The organism is Pauljensenia sp. UMB3104 (assembly GCF_030217285.1).
In the GTDB taxonomy this organism is placed as follows: domain Bacteria; phylum Actinomycetota; class Actinomycetes; order Actinomycetales; family Actinomycetaceae; genus Pauljensenia.
The window spans coordinates 64,219-81,154 of sequence record NZ_JASONN010000006.1 but is presented as its reverse complement, the minus strand read 5'-3'; the positions used below and the strand labels follow the sequence as shown (position 1 = coordinate 81,154).

The 16,936-nt window shown below is 62.9% G+C and carries 17 protein-coding genes; 16 read left to right on the top strand and 1 reads right to left on the bottom strand.

Annotated elements, in window-relative coordinates; all coding sequences use genetic code 11:
- Nucleotides 1-89: 89 nt before the first annotated feature.
- The gene (gene dnaE / locus QP415_RS04850; RefSeq protein WP_016461882.1) at nucleotides 90-3,632 is read left to right on the top strand and encodes a DNA polymerase III subunit alpha; all 3,543 of its coding nucleotides are present in this window, start codon (nucleotides 90-92) and stop codon (nucleotides 3,630-3,632) included.
- A 54-nt stretch (nucleotides 3,633-3,686) separates the two neighbouring features.
- Here dnaE and QP415_RS04845 read toward each other — a convergent pair whose 3' ends face one another.
- The gene (locus QP415_RS04845; protein WP_016461881.1) at nucleotides 3,687-3,917 is read right to left on the bottom strand and encodes an RNA-binding S4 domain-containing protein; all 231 of its coding nucleotides are present in this window, start codon (nucleotides 3,915-3,917) and stop codon (nucleotides 3,687-3,689) included.
- A 94-nt stretch (nucleotides 3,918-4,011) separates the two neighbouring features.
- Here QP415_RS04845 and QP415_RS04840 point away from each other — a divergent pair, with 94 nt between their 5' ends.
- The 15 genes from QP415_RS04840 (at nucleotide 4,012) to QP415_RS04770 (ending at nucleotide 16,788) form a co-directional block, all read left to right on the top strand.
- A complete protein-coding gene (locus QP415_RS04840) occupies nucleotides 4,012-4,659 on the top strand; it encodes a hypothetical protein (RefSeq protein ID WP_285099095.1) in 648 nt (215 codons plus the stop codon).
- Nucleotides 4,656-5,381: a HisA/HisF-related TIM barrel protein gene (locus QP415_RS04835; RefSeq protein ID WP_016461879.1), complete on the top strand. Its 726-nt coding sequence runs from the start codon at nucleotides 4,656-4,658 to the stop codon at nucleotides 5,379-5,381. Before QP415_RS04840 ends, QP415_RS04835 begins: the two co-directional genes overlap by 4 nt.
- A complete protein-coding gene (locus tag QP415_RS04830) occupies nucleotides 5,378-6,145 on the top strand; it encodes an SseB family protein (RefSeq protein WP_285099093.1) in 768 nt (255 codons plus the stop codon). Before QP415_RS04835 ends, QP415_RS04830 begins: the two co-directional genes overlap by 4 nt.
- Nucleotides 6,146-6,418: 273 nt before the next feature.
- The gene (infC, locus tag QP415_RS04825) at nucleotides 6,419-7,084 is read left to right on the top strand and encodes a translation initiation factor IF-3 (protein ID WP_082157705.1); all 666 of its coding nucleotides are present in this window, start codon (nucleotides 6,419-6,421) and stop codon (nucleotides 7,082-7,084) included.
- A gap of 36 nt (nucleotides 7,085-7,120) precedes the next feature.
- Nucleotides 7,121-7,315, top strand: a complete 195-nt coding sequence (rpmI, locus tag QP415_RS04820; RefSeq protein WP_005871559.1) for a 50S ribosomal protein L35 — start codon at nucleotides 7,121-7,123, stop codon at nucleotides 7,313-7,315.
- 27 nt (nucleotides 7,316-7,342) lie between these two features.
- Nucleotides 7,343-7,723 (top strand): 50S ribosomal protein L20, encoded by a 381-nt coding sequence (gene rplT, locus QP415_RS04815; RefSeq protein ID WP_007587751.1) that lies wholly within the window; start codon nucleotides 7,343-7,345, stop codon nucleotides 7,721-7,723.
- Between the two features lie 3 nt (nucleotides 7,724-7,726).
- The gene (locus tag QP415_RS04810; protein ID WP_048675992.1) at nucleotides 7,727-8,575 is read left to right on the top strand and encodes a TrmH family RNA methyltransferase; all 849 of its coding nucleotides are present in this window, start codon (nucleotides 7,727-7,729) and stop codon (nucleotides 8,573-8,575) included.
- 46 nt (nucleotides 8,576-8,621) lie between these two features.
- Entirely contained in the window at nucleotides 8,622-9,617 is a 996-nt protein-coding gene (gene thiL / locus QP415_RS04805; protein ID WP_016461876.1) for a thiamine-phosphate kinase, read from the top strand.
- Between the two features lie 79 nt (nucleotides 9,618-9,696).
- On the top strand, nucleotides 9,697-9,882 hold the full coding sequence (locus tag QP415_RS04800) for a hypothetical protein (RefSeq protein ID WP_016461875.1): 186 nt from the start codon (nucleotides 9,697-9,699) through the stop codon (nucleotides 9,880-9,882).
- 184 nt (nucleotides 9,883-10,066) lie between these two features.
- The gene (locus tag QP415_RS04795; protein ID WP_285099086.1) at nucleotides 10,067-11,203 is read left to right on the top strand and encodes a hypothetical protein; all 1,137 of its coding nucleotides are present in this window, start codon (nucleotides 10,067-10,069) and stop codon (nucleotides 11,201-11,203) included.
- A 332-nt stretch (nucleotides 11,204-11,535) separates the two neighbouring features.
- A complete protein-coding gene (locus tag QP415_RS04790; protein ID WP_306559511.1) occupies nucleotides 11,536-12,528 on the top strand; it encodes a hypothetical protein in 993 nt (330 codons plus the stop codon).
- Nucleotides 12,529-12,643: 115 nt separating this feature from the next.
- The gene (locus QP415_RS04785) at nucleotides 12,644-13,354 is read left to right on the top strand and encodes a hypothetical protein (protein WP_048676118.1); all 711 of its coding nucleotides are present in this window, start codon (nucleotides 12,644-12,646) and stop codon (nucleotides 13,352-13,354) included.
- Nucleotides 13,355-13,488: 134 nt separating this feature from the next.
- Nucleotides 13,489-14,592, top strand: coding sequence for a hypothetical protein (locus QP415_RS04780; protein WP_285099081.1), 1,104 nt, complete (start codon nucleotides 13,489-13,491; stop codon nucleotides 14,590-14,592).
- A 255-nt stretch (nucleotides 14,593-14,847) separates the two neighbouring features.
- Nucleotides 14,848-16,008 (top strand): hypothetical protein, encoded by a 1,161-nt coding sequence (locus QP415_RS04775; protein ID WP_285099079.1) that lies wholly within the window; start codon nucleotides 14,848-14,850, stop codon nucleotides 16,006-16,008.
- Between the two features lie 135 nt (nucleotides 16,009-16,143).
- Entirely contained in the window at nucleotides 16,144-16,788 is a 645-nt protein-coding gene (locus tag QP415_RS04770) for a TetR/AcrR family transcriptional regulator (RefSeq protein WP_048676124.1), read from the top strand.
- Nucleotides 16,789-16,936: the final 148 nt, after the last annotated feature.

The following is a 16,936-nucleotide window of genomic DNA, read 5'->3' as shown; positions in this document are numbered from 1 at the left end:
TCGCGGCCGAGTCACGCCGTGAGATGAACGACCGCGTGACGCGGGGCGTCCGTCGGCCTCGCGCGCGCCTCGGACAGTAGAATCGACGCATGGCTGATTCCTTCGTGCACCTTCACAATCACTCCGAGTACTCGATGCTCGACGGAGCTGCGAAGACGAAAGCGATGGCGGAGGAGGCCGCGCGCCTCGGGCAGCCGGCGATCGGCCTGACGGATCACGGTTACCTGTTCGGTGCCTTCGATTTCTACACGAACTGCAAGAACGCTGGCGTGAAGCCGATCATCGGCCTGGAGGCCTACGTGACGCCGGGAACCTCGCGTTTCGATCGTCAGAAGGTGCTGTGGGGCGAGCCGTGGCAGCGCGCCGACGACGTGAGCGCGGGCGGCTCTTACAATCACCTGACCCTCGTTGCCTACAACACGACGGGCATGCATAACCTGTTCCGTCTGGGTTCCTACGCCTCGACGGACGGCCAGTTCGGTAAGTGGCCGCGCGCGGATAAGGAGCTGCTCAATCAGTTCCACGAGGGCCTCATCGTGTTCACGGGCTGCCCCTCGGGTGCCGTGCAGACGCGCCTGCGCCTGGGGCAGTGGGACGAGGCCGTGGCTGAGGCGGCGGAGCTGCGCGATATTTTCGGGGCGGAGAACTTCTATGTCGAGGTCATGGACCACGGCATCGATATCGAGCGACGAACCCACCAGCAGGTCCTCGAGATCGCCAAGCTTATGAACGCGCCCCTGGTGGCCACCAACGACGCGCACTACGTCAAGCGCGATGATCGCAAGATCCAGGACGCGCTCCTGTGCATCAACTCCGGCTCGCGCATCAATGACCCTGATCGCTTCAAGTTCGATGGCGACGGCTACTACATCCGTTCTTCGGATGAGATGCGTTCCCTGTGGAGTGAGCTGCCCGGTGCCTGCGACTCCACCCTCGAGATCGCCGAGCGCTGCGACGTGCATTTCACGACCACGAAGGAGGGTGCGAACTACATGCCCGACTTCCCGGTCCCCGAGGGGGAGGATAAGACCTCGTGGTTCATCAAGGAGGTCGAACGAGGCCTGCGTGATCGCTTCCCGAACGGCATTCCTGACGCCGTGCGCAAGCAGGCCCAGTACGAGGAAGACGTCATCATTTCGATGGGTTTCCCCGGATACTTCCTGACCGTCGCCGACTACATCAACTGGGCGAAGTCGCAGGGTATCCGCGTGGGGCCGGGGCGTGGTTCGGGTGCTGGATCGATGGTCGCCTACGCCATGAAGATCACCGAGCTGAACCCGCTCGATCACGGCCTGATTTTCGAGCGATTCCTCAACCCTGAGCGAATCTCGATGCCTGACTTCGACGTCGACTTCGACGAACGTAGACGCGATGAGGTCATCGCCTACGTCAAGCGCAAGTACGGCGAGGACCGCATCAGCCAGGTCGTCACCTACGGCACGATTAAGACTAAGCAGGCCCTGAAGGACTCCGCGCGCATTCTGGGCAAGGACTTCAAAGTCGGCGAGCAGCTCACCAAGGCGCTGCCCCCGGCGATCATGGGCAAGGACATCACGGTCCACGGCATCTTCGATGAGAAGGACAAGCGCTACGCGGAGGCCTCGGAGTTCCGTAAGTTCTACGAGGAGAACCCCGATACGCACGAGGTCGTCCAGTACGCGCTCGGCCTGGAGGGGCTGACGCGACAGTGGGGCGTGCACGCGTGTGCGGTCATCATGAGCTCCCACACGCTCACCGACATCATCCCGATCATGAAGCGCCCGCAGGACGGTGCGATCATCACGCAGTTCGACTACCCGACGTGCGAGACGCTGGGCCTGCTCAAGATGGACTTCCTGGGCCTGCGTAACCTCACGGTTGTGTCGGATGCGCTGGAGAACATCGCGCTCAACGGCAAGCCGGACCCGGACCTCGATCACCTGGCCTTCGACGACAAGAAGACGTATGAGCTTCTGGGACGAGGCGAGACCCTCGGCGTCTTCCAGCTTGATGGTGGTGGCATGCGCGACCTCCTCAAGCTCATGAAGCCCGACAACTTCGAAGACATCTCCGCCGTCGGCGCCCTGTATCGCCCCGGCCCGATGGGCGCGAACTCGCACACGAACTACGCGCTGCGTAAGAACGGGCGTCAGGAGATTACTCCTATCCACCCGGAGCTGGAAGAACCGCTCAAGGACATCCTGGGCACGACCTTCGGTCTGATCGTGTACCAGGAGCAGGTCATGCAGATCGCCCAGAAGCTGGCAGGGTACTCGCTGGGCCAGGCAGACATTCTGCGTAAGGCGATGGGTAAGAAGAAGAAGGAGGTCCTGGACCAGCAGTTCAAGGGCTTCCGCCAGGGCATGATCGATAACGGCTACTCCGAGGAGTCGATTAAGGCCCTGTGGGACGTTGTCGTTCCCTTCTCCGCGTACGCCTTCAACAAGGCGCACTCGGCGGCCTATGGCCTCGTCTCCTACTGGACGGCGTTCCTGAAGGCGAACTACCCGACGGAGTACATGGCGGCCCTGTTGACCTCGACGAAGGACAACAAGGATCGTCGTGCGCTCTACCTGGCGGAGTGCCGCCACATGGATATCACGGTTCTGCCCCCCGACGTGAATGCGTCGATGGGTAACTTCGCGCCTGACGGTGAGGCGATCCGCTTCGGCCTGAATGCCATCCAGAATGTTGGTGGCCCGGTCGTCGATGCGATTGTGGAGACCCGCGCCGAGAAGGGGCGTTTCTCCTCGTTCCAGGATTTCCTGGACAAGGTGCCCCAGGTGGTGTGCAACAAGCGCACGATCCAGTCCCTCATCCGCGCCGGCGCGTTCGACTCGATGGGTCACACGCGTCGGGCTCTCCTCGCGCGCTGTGACGAGGCCGTGGACGCGATCATCGACGTGAAGCGCAACGAGGCGATCGGACAGTTCGACCTGTTCGGTGCGCTCGGGGAGGACGAAGACTCAGGCTCGGGCCTGACGATCGACATTCCGGACCTGCCCGAGTTCGACCGGAAGACGAAGCTGGCGGCCGAGCGCGAGATGCTGGGCCTGTACGTCTCGGACCACCCGCTGCGCGGCGTGGAGGCGGCGCTGGCTCGCCACCAGGACTACGAGATCGCGCAGGTCGTCGGCTCCGATGGGGCGATGGCGGATCGTATCGTGAAGATCGCGGGCCTCGTGTCGGGTGTGACGACGAAGGTGACGAAGCAGGGCAACGCGTGGGCGATTGCGACGATCGAGGACCTGTCGGGTTCGGTGGACGTGCTCTTCTTCCCGCGTTCCTACGAGTCGATCCAGACCTACCTCGCGCAGGACATCATCGTCCAGATCGAGGGCAAGGTGAACGTGCGTGAGGAGGGCATGACCATCTATGGCCAGTCGATGACCCTTCTGGATCTGTCGGGTGGGGCTGACCTGCCGCTCGATCTGCGTCTGCCGGCCGCGCGGTGTACGCCCGAGCTCCTCACCGACCTGCGTGGCGTCCTCGAGTCCTACCCGGGTGGTTCCCCGGTGCGCCTGCACCTGACGGAACCGGGACGCACGACGATTGTCGAGCTGGATCCGAAGCTGCGCGTCGAGCAGACGAGTGCCTTCTTCAGCCATATCAAGGCTGTCGTCGGTGCGGGTGGGGTCGTGACCTCGTCTTGAGATGATGCGAGCCGGGCCCCGGTGGGACTCGGCTCGCGTTGCTCGCTGTGGCTGTTAGGAGGCGGAACCGACGATTGCGGCGGCCCGGCCCCAGGGGGCGTCGACCTCGACGAGGTCACCGACGCTGAGGTGGTGGCCGCGGCGAGTCTCCACCTCGCCGTTGACGGTCACGTCGCCGGCTTGGATGAGTTCGCGGGCCTGGGCGCCGTCCTCGGCGAGGGAAGCGAGCTTGACGAATTGGCCGAGTTTGATCTCCCCGCGAACGGGGATCGTCGGGGTACTCATGGCGGGGTCCTTTCGCTGAGGGGAGAGCGCATCACGCGCGCGCTCGTGGATCAACAGTATCCTTGGAGAGAGACACACAGTATAAGGAGGAGCGGTGAGCGCTCACAACGACGATATCGATGCGGAGTTCCAGTCGCTGGTTGCATCGCTGGGTGCATCGCCCACCGCTGGCGATTCCCTGCCGCCCCTCGACCCGGACGATACGCCCGTCGACGAGTCCTTGCACTTGAATGGCGGCCGCCTGTCGGTTGCCCTCGTGCTCGCCCCGATTTCCTATCCGGAGGCGCTGCATTCGCTGCTCGCGTTGTCGGGTGTGCGCGAGCCGATCGTCCGTCTCAAGCCCTGGACTGCCGTCTGGCTGCGTGTTGAGACGACTCCGACCGACGAGGAAGAGCTCGATGCTCTGCTCACCGGCCAGCGCCCGATGCCCGACGCCGTGGACCGAGTCGCCCGCGCGGTGTCGAACCTGTCGAAGTACGGGGCCGTGGCCCTCATGAGTTGGCTCGTGGAGGGTGACGGCGTGGAACCGGGCGTCTCGGGTCGCATTTCCGCTCAGCGTTACGTCAGTGGCGAGCCCGAGGAAACGATTCCCGCTGGCCTTCTGCTCGGTGCGATGCCCGCGGCGACGGAGGACCTGCTGCTGGGTCGTACGACGCCGGCTGACTACAAGGATTCCGTGGCCGCCGACGGCAGCTGTCAGGGTGGCGGCCCCTTCGGCTGGTTCCGACGCAAGCAATCATGACGGTTCTTCAGCTGCTGCCCGCGATCGACGTGACGGGCGGGCAGGCCGTGCGTCTGTCCTCGGGGTCAGTCGATGCAGGGTCCTGGGGGAGTCCGCTCGATGTTGCCCGCTCGTTTCACGAGGCCGGGGCCCGTTGGGTGCATCTCGTGGACCTCGATCTGGCGTTTGGTCGCGGTGAGAACTCTGAGCTCCTCGCGCGAGTCATCCATGAGGTTCCTGTGCGCGTCGAACTGTCGGGAGGCATCACGAACCGCGGTGCCATCGAGGCTGGATTAGCGATGGGACCCGAGCGCGTCAATATCGCGACGCAGGCTCTTGGCGACATCGATACCGTGTGCGAAGCGATTGATACCTACGGCGAGCGCGTCGCTGTCTGCCTGGACGTGCGCGGCGATCGCCTGGCCGCGCGCGGAGGTAGCGGCGAGGGCGGAAACGTCTGGGAGGCACTGCACACCTTGAACGAGGCGGGGGTAGCCCGACTGGTCGTCACCGACGTGACGCGAGATGGCCAGATGAATGGCTCGAACAGGGACCTGCTGGCCCGGGTCGCGGACCGCACTCCCGCCCGCATCATCGCCTCCGGTGGCGTGAACTCCCTGGACGATATCGAGGCGCTGCGCGTTCTTGGCATCGAGGGTGCGATTGTCGGAAAGGCCCTGTACCAGGGCGCATTTACTCTGGCCGACGCGTTGGATGTTGCCGGATACGAGGAGCAGTCATGACCCCCACGCAGCCTTCCCTCACGGAGGAACAGAAGAATCGACTGGCGCAGCGCCTGTCGATGATGAGCCACGACCGCACGGACGTCGGTCAGGGGCTTCCTCGTACCACCCGCGCGCTCGCGCTGGGGCTGGGGAGCGACGTGGGGGCGGCGAGGCTTGAGGAGCTCGTTGACGCGCTCGTTTTCGAACGCGTCATCGTTCCTATCGATGTCGAACCCGACCCGCGCGTGACGGGTGTTCACGCCGGAGAAAACGGGCACAACCCGATCGACTTCGTGCGCGCGCAAACCCCCGCGGGGGAGGCGCTCGCCATCTATTCGTCGGCCGAGGCCCTGTCTGCCCACCGCCCCGGTGACCGCCCGATGGCCCTGGACTTCCGCACGATCGGGCTCACGGCCCTCGTTGAGACGGGTGGGCGCATTGTCGTCAACCCGGGCACTGATGCCGTGCTGCTGCCGCGCCCCGCCGTCGCCGCCCTCGCGCAGGGGGATGAGTGGCTACCGGCCTGGCGTGATGAGGCCCTGCGTGAGCTTCTGCTTGCCGAGGCCAGCGCTGCGTGCCCCGCCATCGTCGATGTTGAGATCGCCTACGCGGGCGACGGACTCACGCGCGTGCTCGTGTCCGTGGACCGCGCGTCTTACGCCCAGGGGGCCGATGCCTCGGCAATGAAAGAAAGCCTGTCGGCCGCCCTGAACGCCCTGGGATCGAACCCTCGCCTCATCGCCTCGGCGGACCGAGTCGAGATCGCGCCCGTCCTGCGCTGAGACTGCTCAGCGAGCGCCCACCGGAGCGTGAGGCGCGCAATGATCGCTGATCTGGCGTTCTCGCGCTATTTCTGGTAGAGTAACTACGACCGTCTGGGCGAGAGCCCGGAACGCAAGCGGAGAAATCCCACCTGGATACCCGCCTCTCGCACGAGAGGATGCCGCCCTCAGAGGAGCCGCGCAGGGGATCGGGTTCGGCGGTCAGCACCCGTGCGTGTTGACCCTATGGAAGCCTCCGTGCGCGTCGCGTAACGGAGGCTTTTCGTTTCGCGCATAAGGATTCTGTGGAAGGAGCCGCTCATCAGCGAGACTCGCATCAATGAGCGTATTCGAGTCCCCGAGGTTCGCCTCGTGGGACCCGGAGGTGAACAGGTCGGCGTTGTCCGAGTTGAGGACGCGCTGCGTCTGGCCGAGGAGGCCGGACTTGACCTGGTTGAGGTTGCGCCGAACGCTAAGCCGCCCGTCGCAAAGCTCATGGATTACGGCAAGTACAAGTACGAAGCCGCCCAGAAGGCCCGCGATGCTCGCCGCAACCAGGCGAACACGCAACTGAAGGAAATCCGCTTCCGACTGAAGATCGACGATCATGACTTCGGCGTCAAGAAGGGCCACGTGGAGCGCTTCCTGTCCGCTGGCGACAAGGTCAAGGTCATGATCATGTTCCGCGGTCGAGAGCAGTCTCGCCCCGAGGCTGGCGTTCGCCTCCTGCAGCGCCTCGCCGAGGAAATCGGTGAGCTTGCCACCGTCGAGTCGATGCCCCGTCAGGACGGGCGCAACATGACGATGGTGCTGGCACCCACCAAGCGCAAGGCTGACGCCCTGACCGAGCAGCGCAAGCGCCGCGAGGCCGAGCGCGCTGAGCGCCGGGGCAAGCGCGCGGAGCGCGCCAGCAAGGACCAGGCCCGAGTGGCAGCCGACAAGGCTGACGAACAGGACTGACGGCGATACCCATCGCCTGACAACGAAGGAATAGAAATGCCGAAGAACAAGACTCATTCCGGTGCTAAGAAGCGCTTCCGCACGACCGGCTCGGGCAAGATCATGCGCGAGCAGGCCGGCGCCCGCCACCTGCTGGAGCACAAGTCCAGCCGCAAGACCCGTCGTCTGGCGACCGACCAGGTCCTGGAGACCGCTGACGTCAAGCGCGTCAAGCGTCTGCTGGGCAAGTGAGCTCGAGTTAGAGGAGAACAGTAGAAAATGGCACGTGTTAAGCGTTCTGTCAACGCCAAGAAGAAGCGTCGTACCGTACTCGAGCAGGCCTCCGGTTACCGCGGCCAGCGCTCGCGCATGTACCGCAAGGCCAAGGAGCAGGTCACTCACTCCTTCGTCTACTCCTACCGCGACCGCAAGGCCAAGAAGGGCGACTTCCGTCGTCTGTGGATCCAGCGCATCAACGCTGCGTCCCGCGCCCAGGGCCTGACCTACAACCGCCTGATCCAGGGCCTGAACCTGGCCGGCGTCGAGGTCGACCGTCGCATGCTGGCTGAGCTGGCTGTCAATGACATCAACGCGTTCAACGCCCTCGTGAAGGTCGCCAAGGACGCGCTGCCCGCCGACATCAACGCCCCCAAGGCCTGATAGGTGAGCTCTTCCGCCGAGCGCCTGACCGTTCTCGATAATCCCCGCGCCGATCGCGTGCGCAGGGTGTCGGGTCTGGTCGGGCGCTCGGCGCGTTCGCGTTCGGGTTTGATGCTCGTCGAGGGGCCGCAGGCCGTGCGCGAACTTGTCACGCACCGCGGTGAGTGCGTGCGTGACGTGTATGTGCGGCAGGACGTGTGGGAAACCCACGCGGATGTCGTGGAAGCGGCGCGGCGCGTGACGCGCTGGGTGCATCCCGTGACCGCCGAGGTCTCAGCGGCTCTTTCGGGTGACTCCCAGGGAATCTGCGCGGTTGCCTCGCTCGATGCGATTTTGTGCGAGCTGCCCGAGCCGAGCGTGGGTGAGACGATCGTCGTGCTCGCCCAGGGGCGCGATCCCGGCAACGTCGGCACGATCATCCGCACCGCCGATGCGTTCGGCGCGGTTGGCGTCGTCGCCGTTGCGGGCACGGTGGATGCCGCGAGCCCGAAGGTCGTCCGTTCGAGCGCCGGATCCGTTTTCCACATTCCGGTGTGCCAGGTCGCGTCCTTCGCGGATGCTCGCGCGCTCATTCACGGTCGCAGCGCGGCCCTGTTGGGCACCAGTGGCGGCGCGGGTTCGCTGAGCCTGTCCGACCTCCTCGTGCAGGGTATTTCCGCTCGTTCTCGCCTGTCGCAGTCCCACGCATGGGTGTTCGGCAACGAGGCGCGGGGCCTGTCGGGGGACGAGATGCGCCTGTGCGACGCGCTTGTGTCGATACCGATGAGCGGCGACGCGGAGTCCCTGAACGTGGCCAGCGCGGCCGCGACCTGCCTGTTCGCCTCCCAGACGGTGCGAGGCCGCCAGAGCTGACCGGCCCTTGCAGCGCAGTGACGCGCACGCGACTAGGCTGGGTCTCATGAAGTTAGGTGACCTGTCCGAGGCCCAGTTGGTGTCTCATTTCCGCGAGTCTTTTCCGCGCGGCGATCGCACGATCATTGGTATCGGCGACGATTGTGCCCAGGTGGCAGCTCCCGAAGGATCCTTCATTGTGACGACGGACGTCATGGTGGAGGACCAGCATTTCCACCTTTCGTGGTCGACCGGGTACGAGGTTGGTGCGCGCGTCGCCGCCCAGAATCTCGCGGATATTGACGCAATGGGTGGACGTCCCTCGGCGCTCGTCGCATCGGTGGTCGCGCCTCGTGACATGGACGCCGACGTGTTCCTTGACGTTGTCCGAGGCCTGGGGGACCGCGCACGGGAGGCTGGAGCGGGCGTCGTCGGCGGGGACCTGAGCGCGGGGGAGAAGCTCGTCATTTCGATCACGGCCTTCGGCTATTGCCCGGGGCCGGTGGTACGACGTGACGGCGCGCGCCCCGGTGACGTCATCGCGGTGAGTGGTACTCTCGGCTACTCCTACGCCGGGCTCGATCTGCTCGAAGGGGGACACGTTGATCCGTCCGCCCGAGGCGTCGAGCAGCTGGGTGAGCTCGCTCCCTTCGTCGACACGTACCGCGCACCGTCGCCCCCTCTTGGGTCGGGCGTCGCGGCCGCGGCTGTGGGTGCGCAGGCCATGATGGACCTGTCGGATGGGCCCGCCACGGACGCCGCGCGCATCGCCAAGGCCTCGGGAGTCGTTATTGAGTTCGATCGGCCAGCGATCGAGCAAGAGGCCTGGCGTCTGCAAACTCCGGCTCGCATCTGCCAAGCAGATCCCGTGTGGTGGGTGCTCCAGGGGGGAGAGGAACACGGCATGATCGCTGCGTTCCCGCCAGACGTCGCGCTGCCGGAAGGATTCCGAGCGATCGGTCGAGCTCGCTCATGCGAGTCGGGCGAGGATCCCTGCGCGATGTTCGATGGCGAGGTCCTGCGCGGGGCGTGGGACCATTTCCAGGCTGATTCCGTAGACTAGTGTGATGTGGACCGCTGAGTAACTGGGGCGCGGAATGCTTGCATGCTCAGCACAGGAAAGCAAGAGGAAGAGCGTGAGGATGAACCGAACGACCGAAGGGTACGAGGCCTCGTCTCAACCGATGTCGCGCGTGGCGCGCAAGCTCGCGGAGTCGTCGGAGGAGATACCGGCGACCGCCGGCCTATCCCTCCCGGCGCTGGCGGGCGACGCATGCGTGCCGCCGACGAAGGCACTGCCCGTCGTCGAGGCTGACGCCGACGCCTGACAGCCTGCTTGATGCGCCGTGTCCGTCCGCTGTGGGTGGGCACGGCGCATCCGTCATGTGATCGCTCTTTGACTATGGGCATTTGTGGCGTGATACTGAGCACGCCTGAATGGCCGATTGTCCGGGCATACGAGGTGTGCTGCTGGCTCGGTCATGGATTGTCAATGGGTGTGAGGAGCACATGATGGGCACTGAGAATAATGAACCGATGGATGCGCCGATTCCGGTTCCACAGGCGGGGCATGCGGGGGTGAATCCTTCGGTCTCTGGCGGCGGTGGCGTTGCTTTCACGCCGATGTCTCCGGCGAGTAAGAAACGCGTCAAACTAATCGGGATCCTCGTCGGTGTTCTCGCTGTGCTGGTGATCGCTGGCGTGATTGGGGTCAAGGTGGCCAATAGTTCGCGCACCCCCGAGGCACAGGTGCGTCAGTATCTGGATCTGCTGGCGGCGGGCAATGCCAGCGCCGCAACTGCGATGGTCGACCCGGGCGTAGCCAACGACGAGCGCGTATTTTTGACGGACTCGGTGATGTCGTCGGCTCAGTCGCTGCTGGTTGTTGAGGACATCAGCGCTGGCGTGGACGAGAACGACGGAAAGAGGGGCGAGTCTGATACGCGTACGGTGACCGCGACCATGCAGGTCAACGGTGAGCGTTTCGTTCACGAGTTCACGGTGACGAAAGCGAAGCCCACGATGGGCGTTCTGGACAACTGGCAGGTCAAGGATGCTCTGGTATCCAAGGTGAGCGTCGACGCTCGCGGGTACAACCAATTCACCGTCGGCGACGTGAGTGCCGACGCCCATCGGACGGGCCAGGACGGCGACGATGCGACCTTCCTCTTCTACCCGGGCGTCTACACGTTCACACCGGTCGCACCGAGCGAGTATGCCGAATCCAACCCGGAAACCGTGTCGATCCTCGGTGATACGTGGAGCGGAGACGGTACCTCTGTCTCGATGACAGCCACCTACAACACTAAGCTCACGGCGGCAGCGCTCGATGCTGGCAAGGAGGCCGTCGACTCGTGCGCGTCCATCCCGGGCAACCAGAACTCGGTGTGTCCCTTCGCAATTCAGAGCGATGCGGTCACCGCGGTCTCCGGTGCCATGCCGAAGGCCCTCGGGCCGGTATCTCCGGATCAGCCGACATTCTTCCGGGCTGCTGTCACCTTCACGGCAACGTACTCGAACAAGTACTACATGGAGGGTACTCGCGACGTTGAAGCCAAGATAGAGATCGTCGCGCAGCTGGATGACAACGATGTGCTCATTCTGGATAAGGATGGGAAGCCAGACTTCACGGTAGGTTTTACGCGCTAACACGCACACCTCGTGAGCTTCCTGCGCCGTGTCCGTCCGTTGTGGGTGGGCACGGCGCATCCGTCATGTGATCGCTCTTTGACTATGGGCATTTGTGGCGTGATACTGAGCACGCCTGAATGGCCGATTGTCCGGGCATACGAGGTGTGCTGCTGGCTCGGTCATGGATTGTCAATGGGTGTGAGGAGCACATGATGGGCACTGAGAAAAATGAACCGATGGGCGCTCCGATTGCGGTTTCGCCTGCAATCCCGGCGGAGTGTGACCAGTCGATGCGCAATGAGACAGCCGCTGCTTCAGCTCCCACGCCTGGCCGGGGCAAGAAGCGCGCGATGGCGATAGGGATTGTGATCGGTGTCCTCCTCGTCCTGGTGGTCGCTGGCGTGGTTGCGATCAAGGTGGCCAATAGTTCGCGCACCCCCGAGGCGCAGGTGCGTCAGTATCTGGATCTGCTGGCGGCAGGCAATGCCAGCGCCGCAACTGCGATGGTCGACCCGGGCGTTGCGAACGATCAGCGAACCTTCCTCACTGACGGTGTCATGGCCTCGGCTCAGTCTCGCTTGGTCATTGAAGATGTCGTTGCCGATAGGAATGATGAGTCGAGTACGCGTTCGGTGACCGCGACCATGCAGGTCAACGGTGAGCGTTTCACGCACCAGTTCACCGTGACGAAAGCGAAGCCCACGATGGGCGTTCTGGACAACTGGCAGGTCAAGGATGCTCTGGTCACCCAGGTGAGCGTCGATGCTCAGGGATACGCCCAATTCACCGTCGGTGACGAAAGTGCCGATGCTCCGAAGAAGCAGGTCACCGGGGAGGGCGCGACCTTTTTCTTCTACCCGGGCGTGTACACGTTCACGCCGGTCGCGCCGAGTGAGTACGTCGATTCAACTCCTGTGACCGTTGCCGTGCTCGATGTCGTCCATCGTACGAATACCGACGGCGATGCGAGCGATGTATCCCTGCTGGCCACCTACAACAATAATCTGAAGGACGCGGCGCTCGAGGCCGGCACGAAGATCGTTGACTCGTGCGCATCTATCCCGGGCAATCAGAACTCCGTGTGTCCCTTTGCGATTCAGAGCGATGCGCTCACCGCGATCTCGGTGAAAACGATGCCCACATCCATGGAGCCGCTGAAGACAGACCCGGGAGCTTTCCAGGGGCACGTCACCTTCACAGCGACGTACTCGAATAAGTACTACATGGAGGGGACTCGCGACGTGGATACCGTGCTGATTCTCGATGTGCAGTTCGACAGTGACGGGCTCCTGAAGCTCGATCAGGACGGCAAGCCTGACTTTAGGGTGTCCTTCGCCCGCTAGTGAGAGGCCTTGAGGTGCCGCGACGCTCATGGGACAATTGCAGAGTTTGCATCCGTTGAGTCTTGCGCTCTCTGAGAGGCGTAAATCGGCGACAATGGCACAGTGAGGAGAACCGATGGAATCGTACGGCGCCAACGTCGGCCACAGGATGAGTGCCCCGCCTCCCGCCTTGTCGGAGACGCAACGGAGGCGCGATAACAAGGTGTGGGTGATCGCTATGGTTGTGGTCGGCCTGCTCGTCCTCGGCGTTGTTCACCTGATGGATATGCCTCGCACAAACCCCGAGGATACCGTGCGGCAGTACTTGACCTACCTCGCCGATGGGGACGCAGAATCAGCGCTTGGGATGCTCACGAGGCCGATGACAGATCGCGAGAAGCGTTTCCTGACGAATGATGTCTTGTCGGCCTCGGACTCTCGTATCGCCATTGAATCGGTCGAAAGCCTGACCAGTAAATGGAGCGTGGTCTCCCGCGCGACGGTACGGGCGACGATGAGCGTGAACGGCGAGCGTATCACCCATGATTTCACCGTCTATCACCATAAGCCGACGAAGGACCGTCCGGAGGAGTGGTACTTGTTCGACGATCTGTTGGTGCACGTGGCCGTGACGGGTGATGGAGTCCCCGGATTTAGCGTGACCGGTGATTCCGCGGGCGTCGAGCCGCTGTCGACAGGTTGGCAGGAATACTACTTCTTCCCCGGTGTCTACACCCTGACGCCCGAAGGTCGACGTGATGGAGGCACTGTCGACCCCCAGACGGTCGTCGCCATTGATGGGACAGGCACCTCCGCCACCGAAAACACGACGGTGCGCTTCAACTAACTGACTGTCGGAGGCTATCGAGGTCGTCTCCGCTTTGGAAGGACACACAGCCCACAGCGTTTCTTTGTGCGAGAGACGGTGATGACGTACGCTAACCCTACGAAGTAGTTACCGAGCATGTAGGGGCGTTCTCAATGCAGAGAAAAAAGGCCGTGCCGCAGTTTGGCGTGCCGGGTGCCGTACCCGGCGGTGGACCCAACCGCGGGACCGCCGGAGAGTTGTTTGCTGCATACCGGGCGATGGAACCCAAACGACGCAAGAAGGTGAAGATATTTCTCGGAATTGTTGCGCTCTTCGCCCTCAGTTTCGCTCTCACTCCCTTCGTATGGGTGATCGAGCGCGTCGAAGGGACCCCCGATGGTGAGGTGCGTCGATATCTCAGCTACCTAGCCGAGGGGGATGCAGCGGGCGCGCTCGCGATGGTCGACCCTGGCATTCCGAACGAACAGCGTCTCTTTCTCACGAATGAGGTGTTGACGGCAGCCTCATCTCGGATTGTCGTTGAATCGGTCAGCAAACCGACCTATTCCACTGGTGGTATCAACACGAAGGAAGTAACGGCAACGCTACGCCTGAACGGTGATCGTTTTACCCATACCTTTTCGGTGGAGCGACGGAGTAAGGAAGAGGGAGACTCGTCCGTGTGGAAGATACGCGATGGCCTCTTCGTCAAGGTTCCCGTCTCAGGAGTGCGCGTGCCGTCCTTTAGCGTTGGGAGTGTTTCAGCGAGAGTCGGATCGCCTGACGCTGCCCCAGTTGAATATCTATTCTTTCCGGGTGTCTACACTTTTCAGCCGGAAGGTCTTGGGCCGTACGTGAATGCCCCGGCTACTCAGGTAGTTGTGGAGAATGGGGCGCATGCCTCGACCTATGAAACGACATCGGTGTCCCTGGATGGCCAGCTGACGAGCGCGCTCAGGAACGATGTCTTGAGTGCTGTGCAGAAAAAGGTCGAGGATTGTGCGACGCTGGGCAAGAACATGCACCCCTCGTGCCCATCTGAGTTACGTACCTCGGCGGTGACCGCCATTGAGCTGCTGAATGTACCGCAGGTGCTGACCAGCGCTACCGAGGACGGGATATATGAGGCCGAAGATGCTGTCTTCCGTTACCAGGATGGCTCCTCCCACGACCTGACGGTCCGAGTGGAGGCGACGGTTGCTATGAGCGCGGATGGTGTTCCCGAGGTTGACATCGATGGGAAACCGAACGTCACAGTGACCATGCGGAAGCGGTGAATCGGCCGCCGAGGTTGCGATGATTCGAAGAGCCCCATGCCCGAGCTTGCGGGCGTGAATGGGACGTCTATCTCTCGCACATCCCCCTCCGCGGAGGGGGAATGATGCGTGTCCACCACGTGCCCGCACGCTGATTATTCGGTTGATGAAATAAATACCGTGTGAGAAAATTTAACGCCTTTGGTGCGGCTTCCGGCGTGAGCATGACCGTCTCAGGGGTATTCCATCAGCGCGGACAAGAGTGAGGAGCAAGCGATGGCTCAGGAGCAGTACGACGCGAATCAGGGAATGGTGCCCCCACCCCCGGCCCCCTCGGACAACCTGACCCCTCCTCCTGCCCCTGCCAACCCCCAGTACGCCACCGCTCAGGCGCCCGTCGTGCCCCAGACGGGCGTGACCTTCACCCCGATGTCCGCCAAGAGCCGCCGACGTATCAAGCGCATCGCGATCAGCGTTGTGGCCCTCGTCGTCCTCGTGGTTGTCGGAACCGTCGCCCTGACGATCGCGAACTGGACACGTACACCCGAAGCACAGGTCCGCCAGTATCTCGGTCTCCTCGCGGAAGGGAAGGCGAGCGCAGCAACTGCCATGGTTGATCCTGGTCTGCCCAATGACCAGCGCGGATTCCTCTCTGACCAGGTCATGGCCTCGGCGAGCGCCCGCATCGAAATTGAGGATGTGACTGTCGACGATGCGGAGCACGCGAAGGAACGCGTCGTGACGGCGACGATGCGCCTCGATGGCGAACGCTTCACCCGTTCCTTCCGTGTGAGCCAGGCGAAGAAGACGTTTGGCCTGCTGAAGAACTGGAAGATCCAGGATGCGATGGTTGCCCGCGTCGATGTGGAGGCGGACAATGTTACGGCATTCTCGATCGGCGGAGAAAAGCTCTCGATTGCGACGCTCAAGGAGGGATCCAGCAGCTCTCTCGTGCTCTACCCCGGCGTCTACACGTTCACCCCGGAGGAGACAGGGGATTACATTGATGCGGCACCCAAGACTCTGTCCGTCAAGGCTGCGACCGGGTACGACAGCTCGACATACGGTGGCACGGTTGAGCTGACGGGCACGTATAACGACAAGATGGCCGCCGCCGCGCTCGAGGCTGCGGCTGCGCTCACGAACTCGTGTGCGACCGTTCCGGGCAATATCGATACTGCCTGTCCGATGGCGGTTCAGTCTCGGACGCTGGCTCTCTTGCAGGTCAAGACGATGCCCACAGCGATGAAGGCGACGACGGACGAGGGTGGCGAGTACACCGGCGAAGCGACGTTTACGATCCAGGGCATGGAGAGCTGGGATAAGCAGCATGATGTCACGTCTCGGGTGACGGCCACGGTGAAGACCGACAAGAATGGCAAGCTTGAATTGGACGCGTCGGGTAAGCCGCAGTTCGAGGTGCGATTCGGCTACTGAGGCCCGTATTCACGCCATGTGTGCACCGGGTATGCGGACTCGGCGAAAGAAGTTCGCATACCCGGTGTCGTAGCGGCGGTTGCGCGCTATGATGGGTTTTTGGTAACCCTGTCACACCGAATCTGGAGCAGCCGCATGAGCAACGAGGCCCAGGCAATGAAGACGCGCAAGCCCGGTCGACCGAAGGCCGGCAGTGAGGATAAAAAGGCGCGTATCCTCGCGGAGGCGTTGATCCTTTTCTCCACGCGTGGTTTTGTTGCGACGTCGCTGGCGGATATCGCGCGCGCAGCCGATATTTCCAAGGCTGGCTTGTTGCATCACTACGCGTCGAAGGATCAGCTCCTCGCGGCTGTCCTTGATGAGCGTGATCGTCGGATTGTTAGTCGTCTTCCGCGCGCTGAGGAGGGAGCGGAGGCCGCGCTTGATGCGTGGGTGGATATGGTTGCGCATAACCAACGTCATCCCGATGGTGTCGCCCTGTACACAGCGATGTCGGCTGCCGTGATCGATGCGCAGCATCAGGCTCATCCGTGGTTCCGTCACCATCTGCTCGATGCTATTCGCTACCTGATTGATGCGATCGAGCACGGCAAGGCGCGTGGCGAGGTTCGCGCCGATGCGCCCAGTGAGCAGATCGCACGTAAACTTGTTGCGCTCTCCGATGGTCTTCAGGTGCAGTGGTTGTGTTCGCGCGCGGATGGTGGGCGCGAATTCAATATGCACGAGGTGATGGCCGGTGTGGTTGACGACGTGAAGGTGTGCTGGCTTATTCGTTCGTGAACGAGGCCGGGGTGCCTCCCCACAGGAGGCGTCGTGTTGTGAAAAGCGGCACAGATGATGAGGGTTTGCGGCTGTTTTTTGCGAGTTGGGGCTTAGGTCCCTTGTTGCGCGTATTATGGTCATGCGCTGGTGACACGGAGAACCCTGA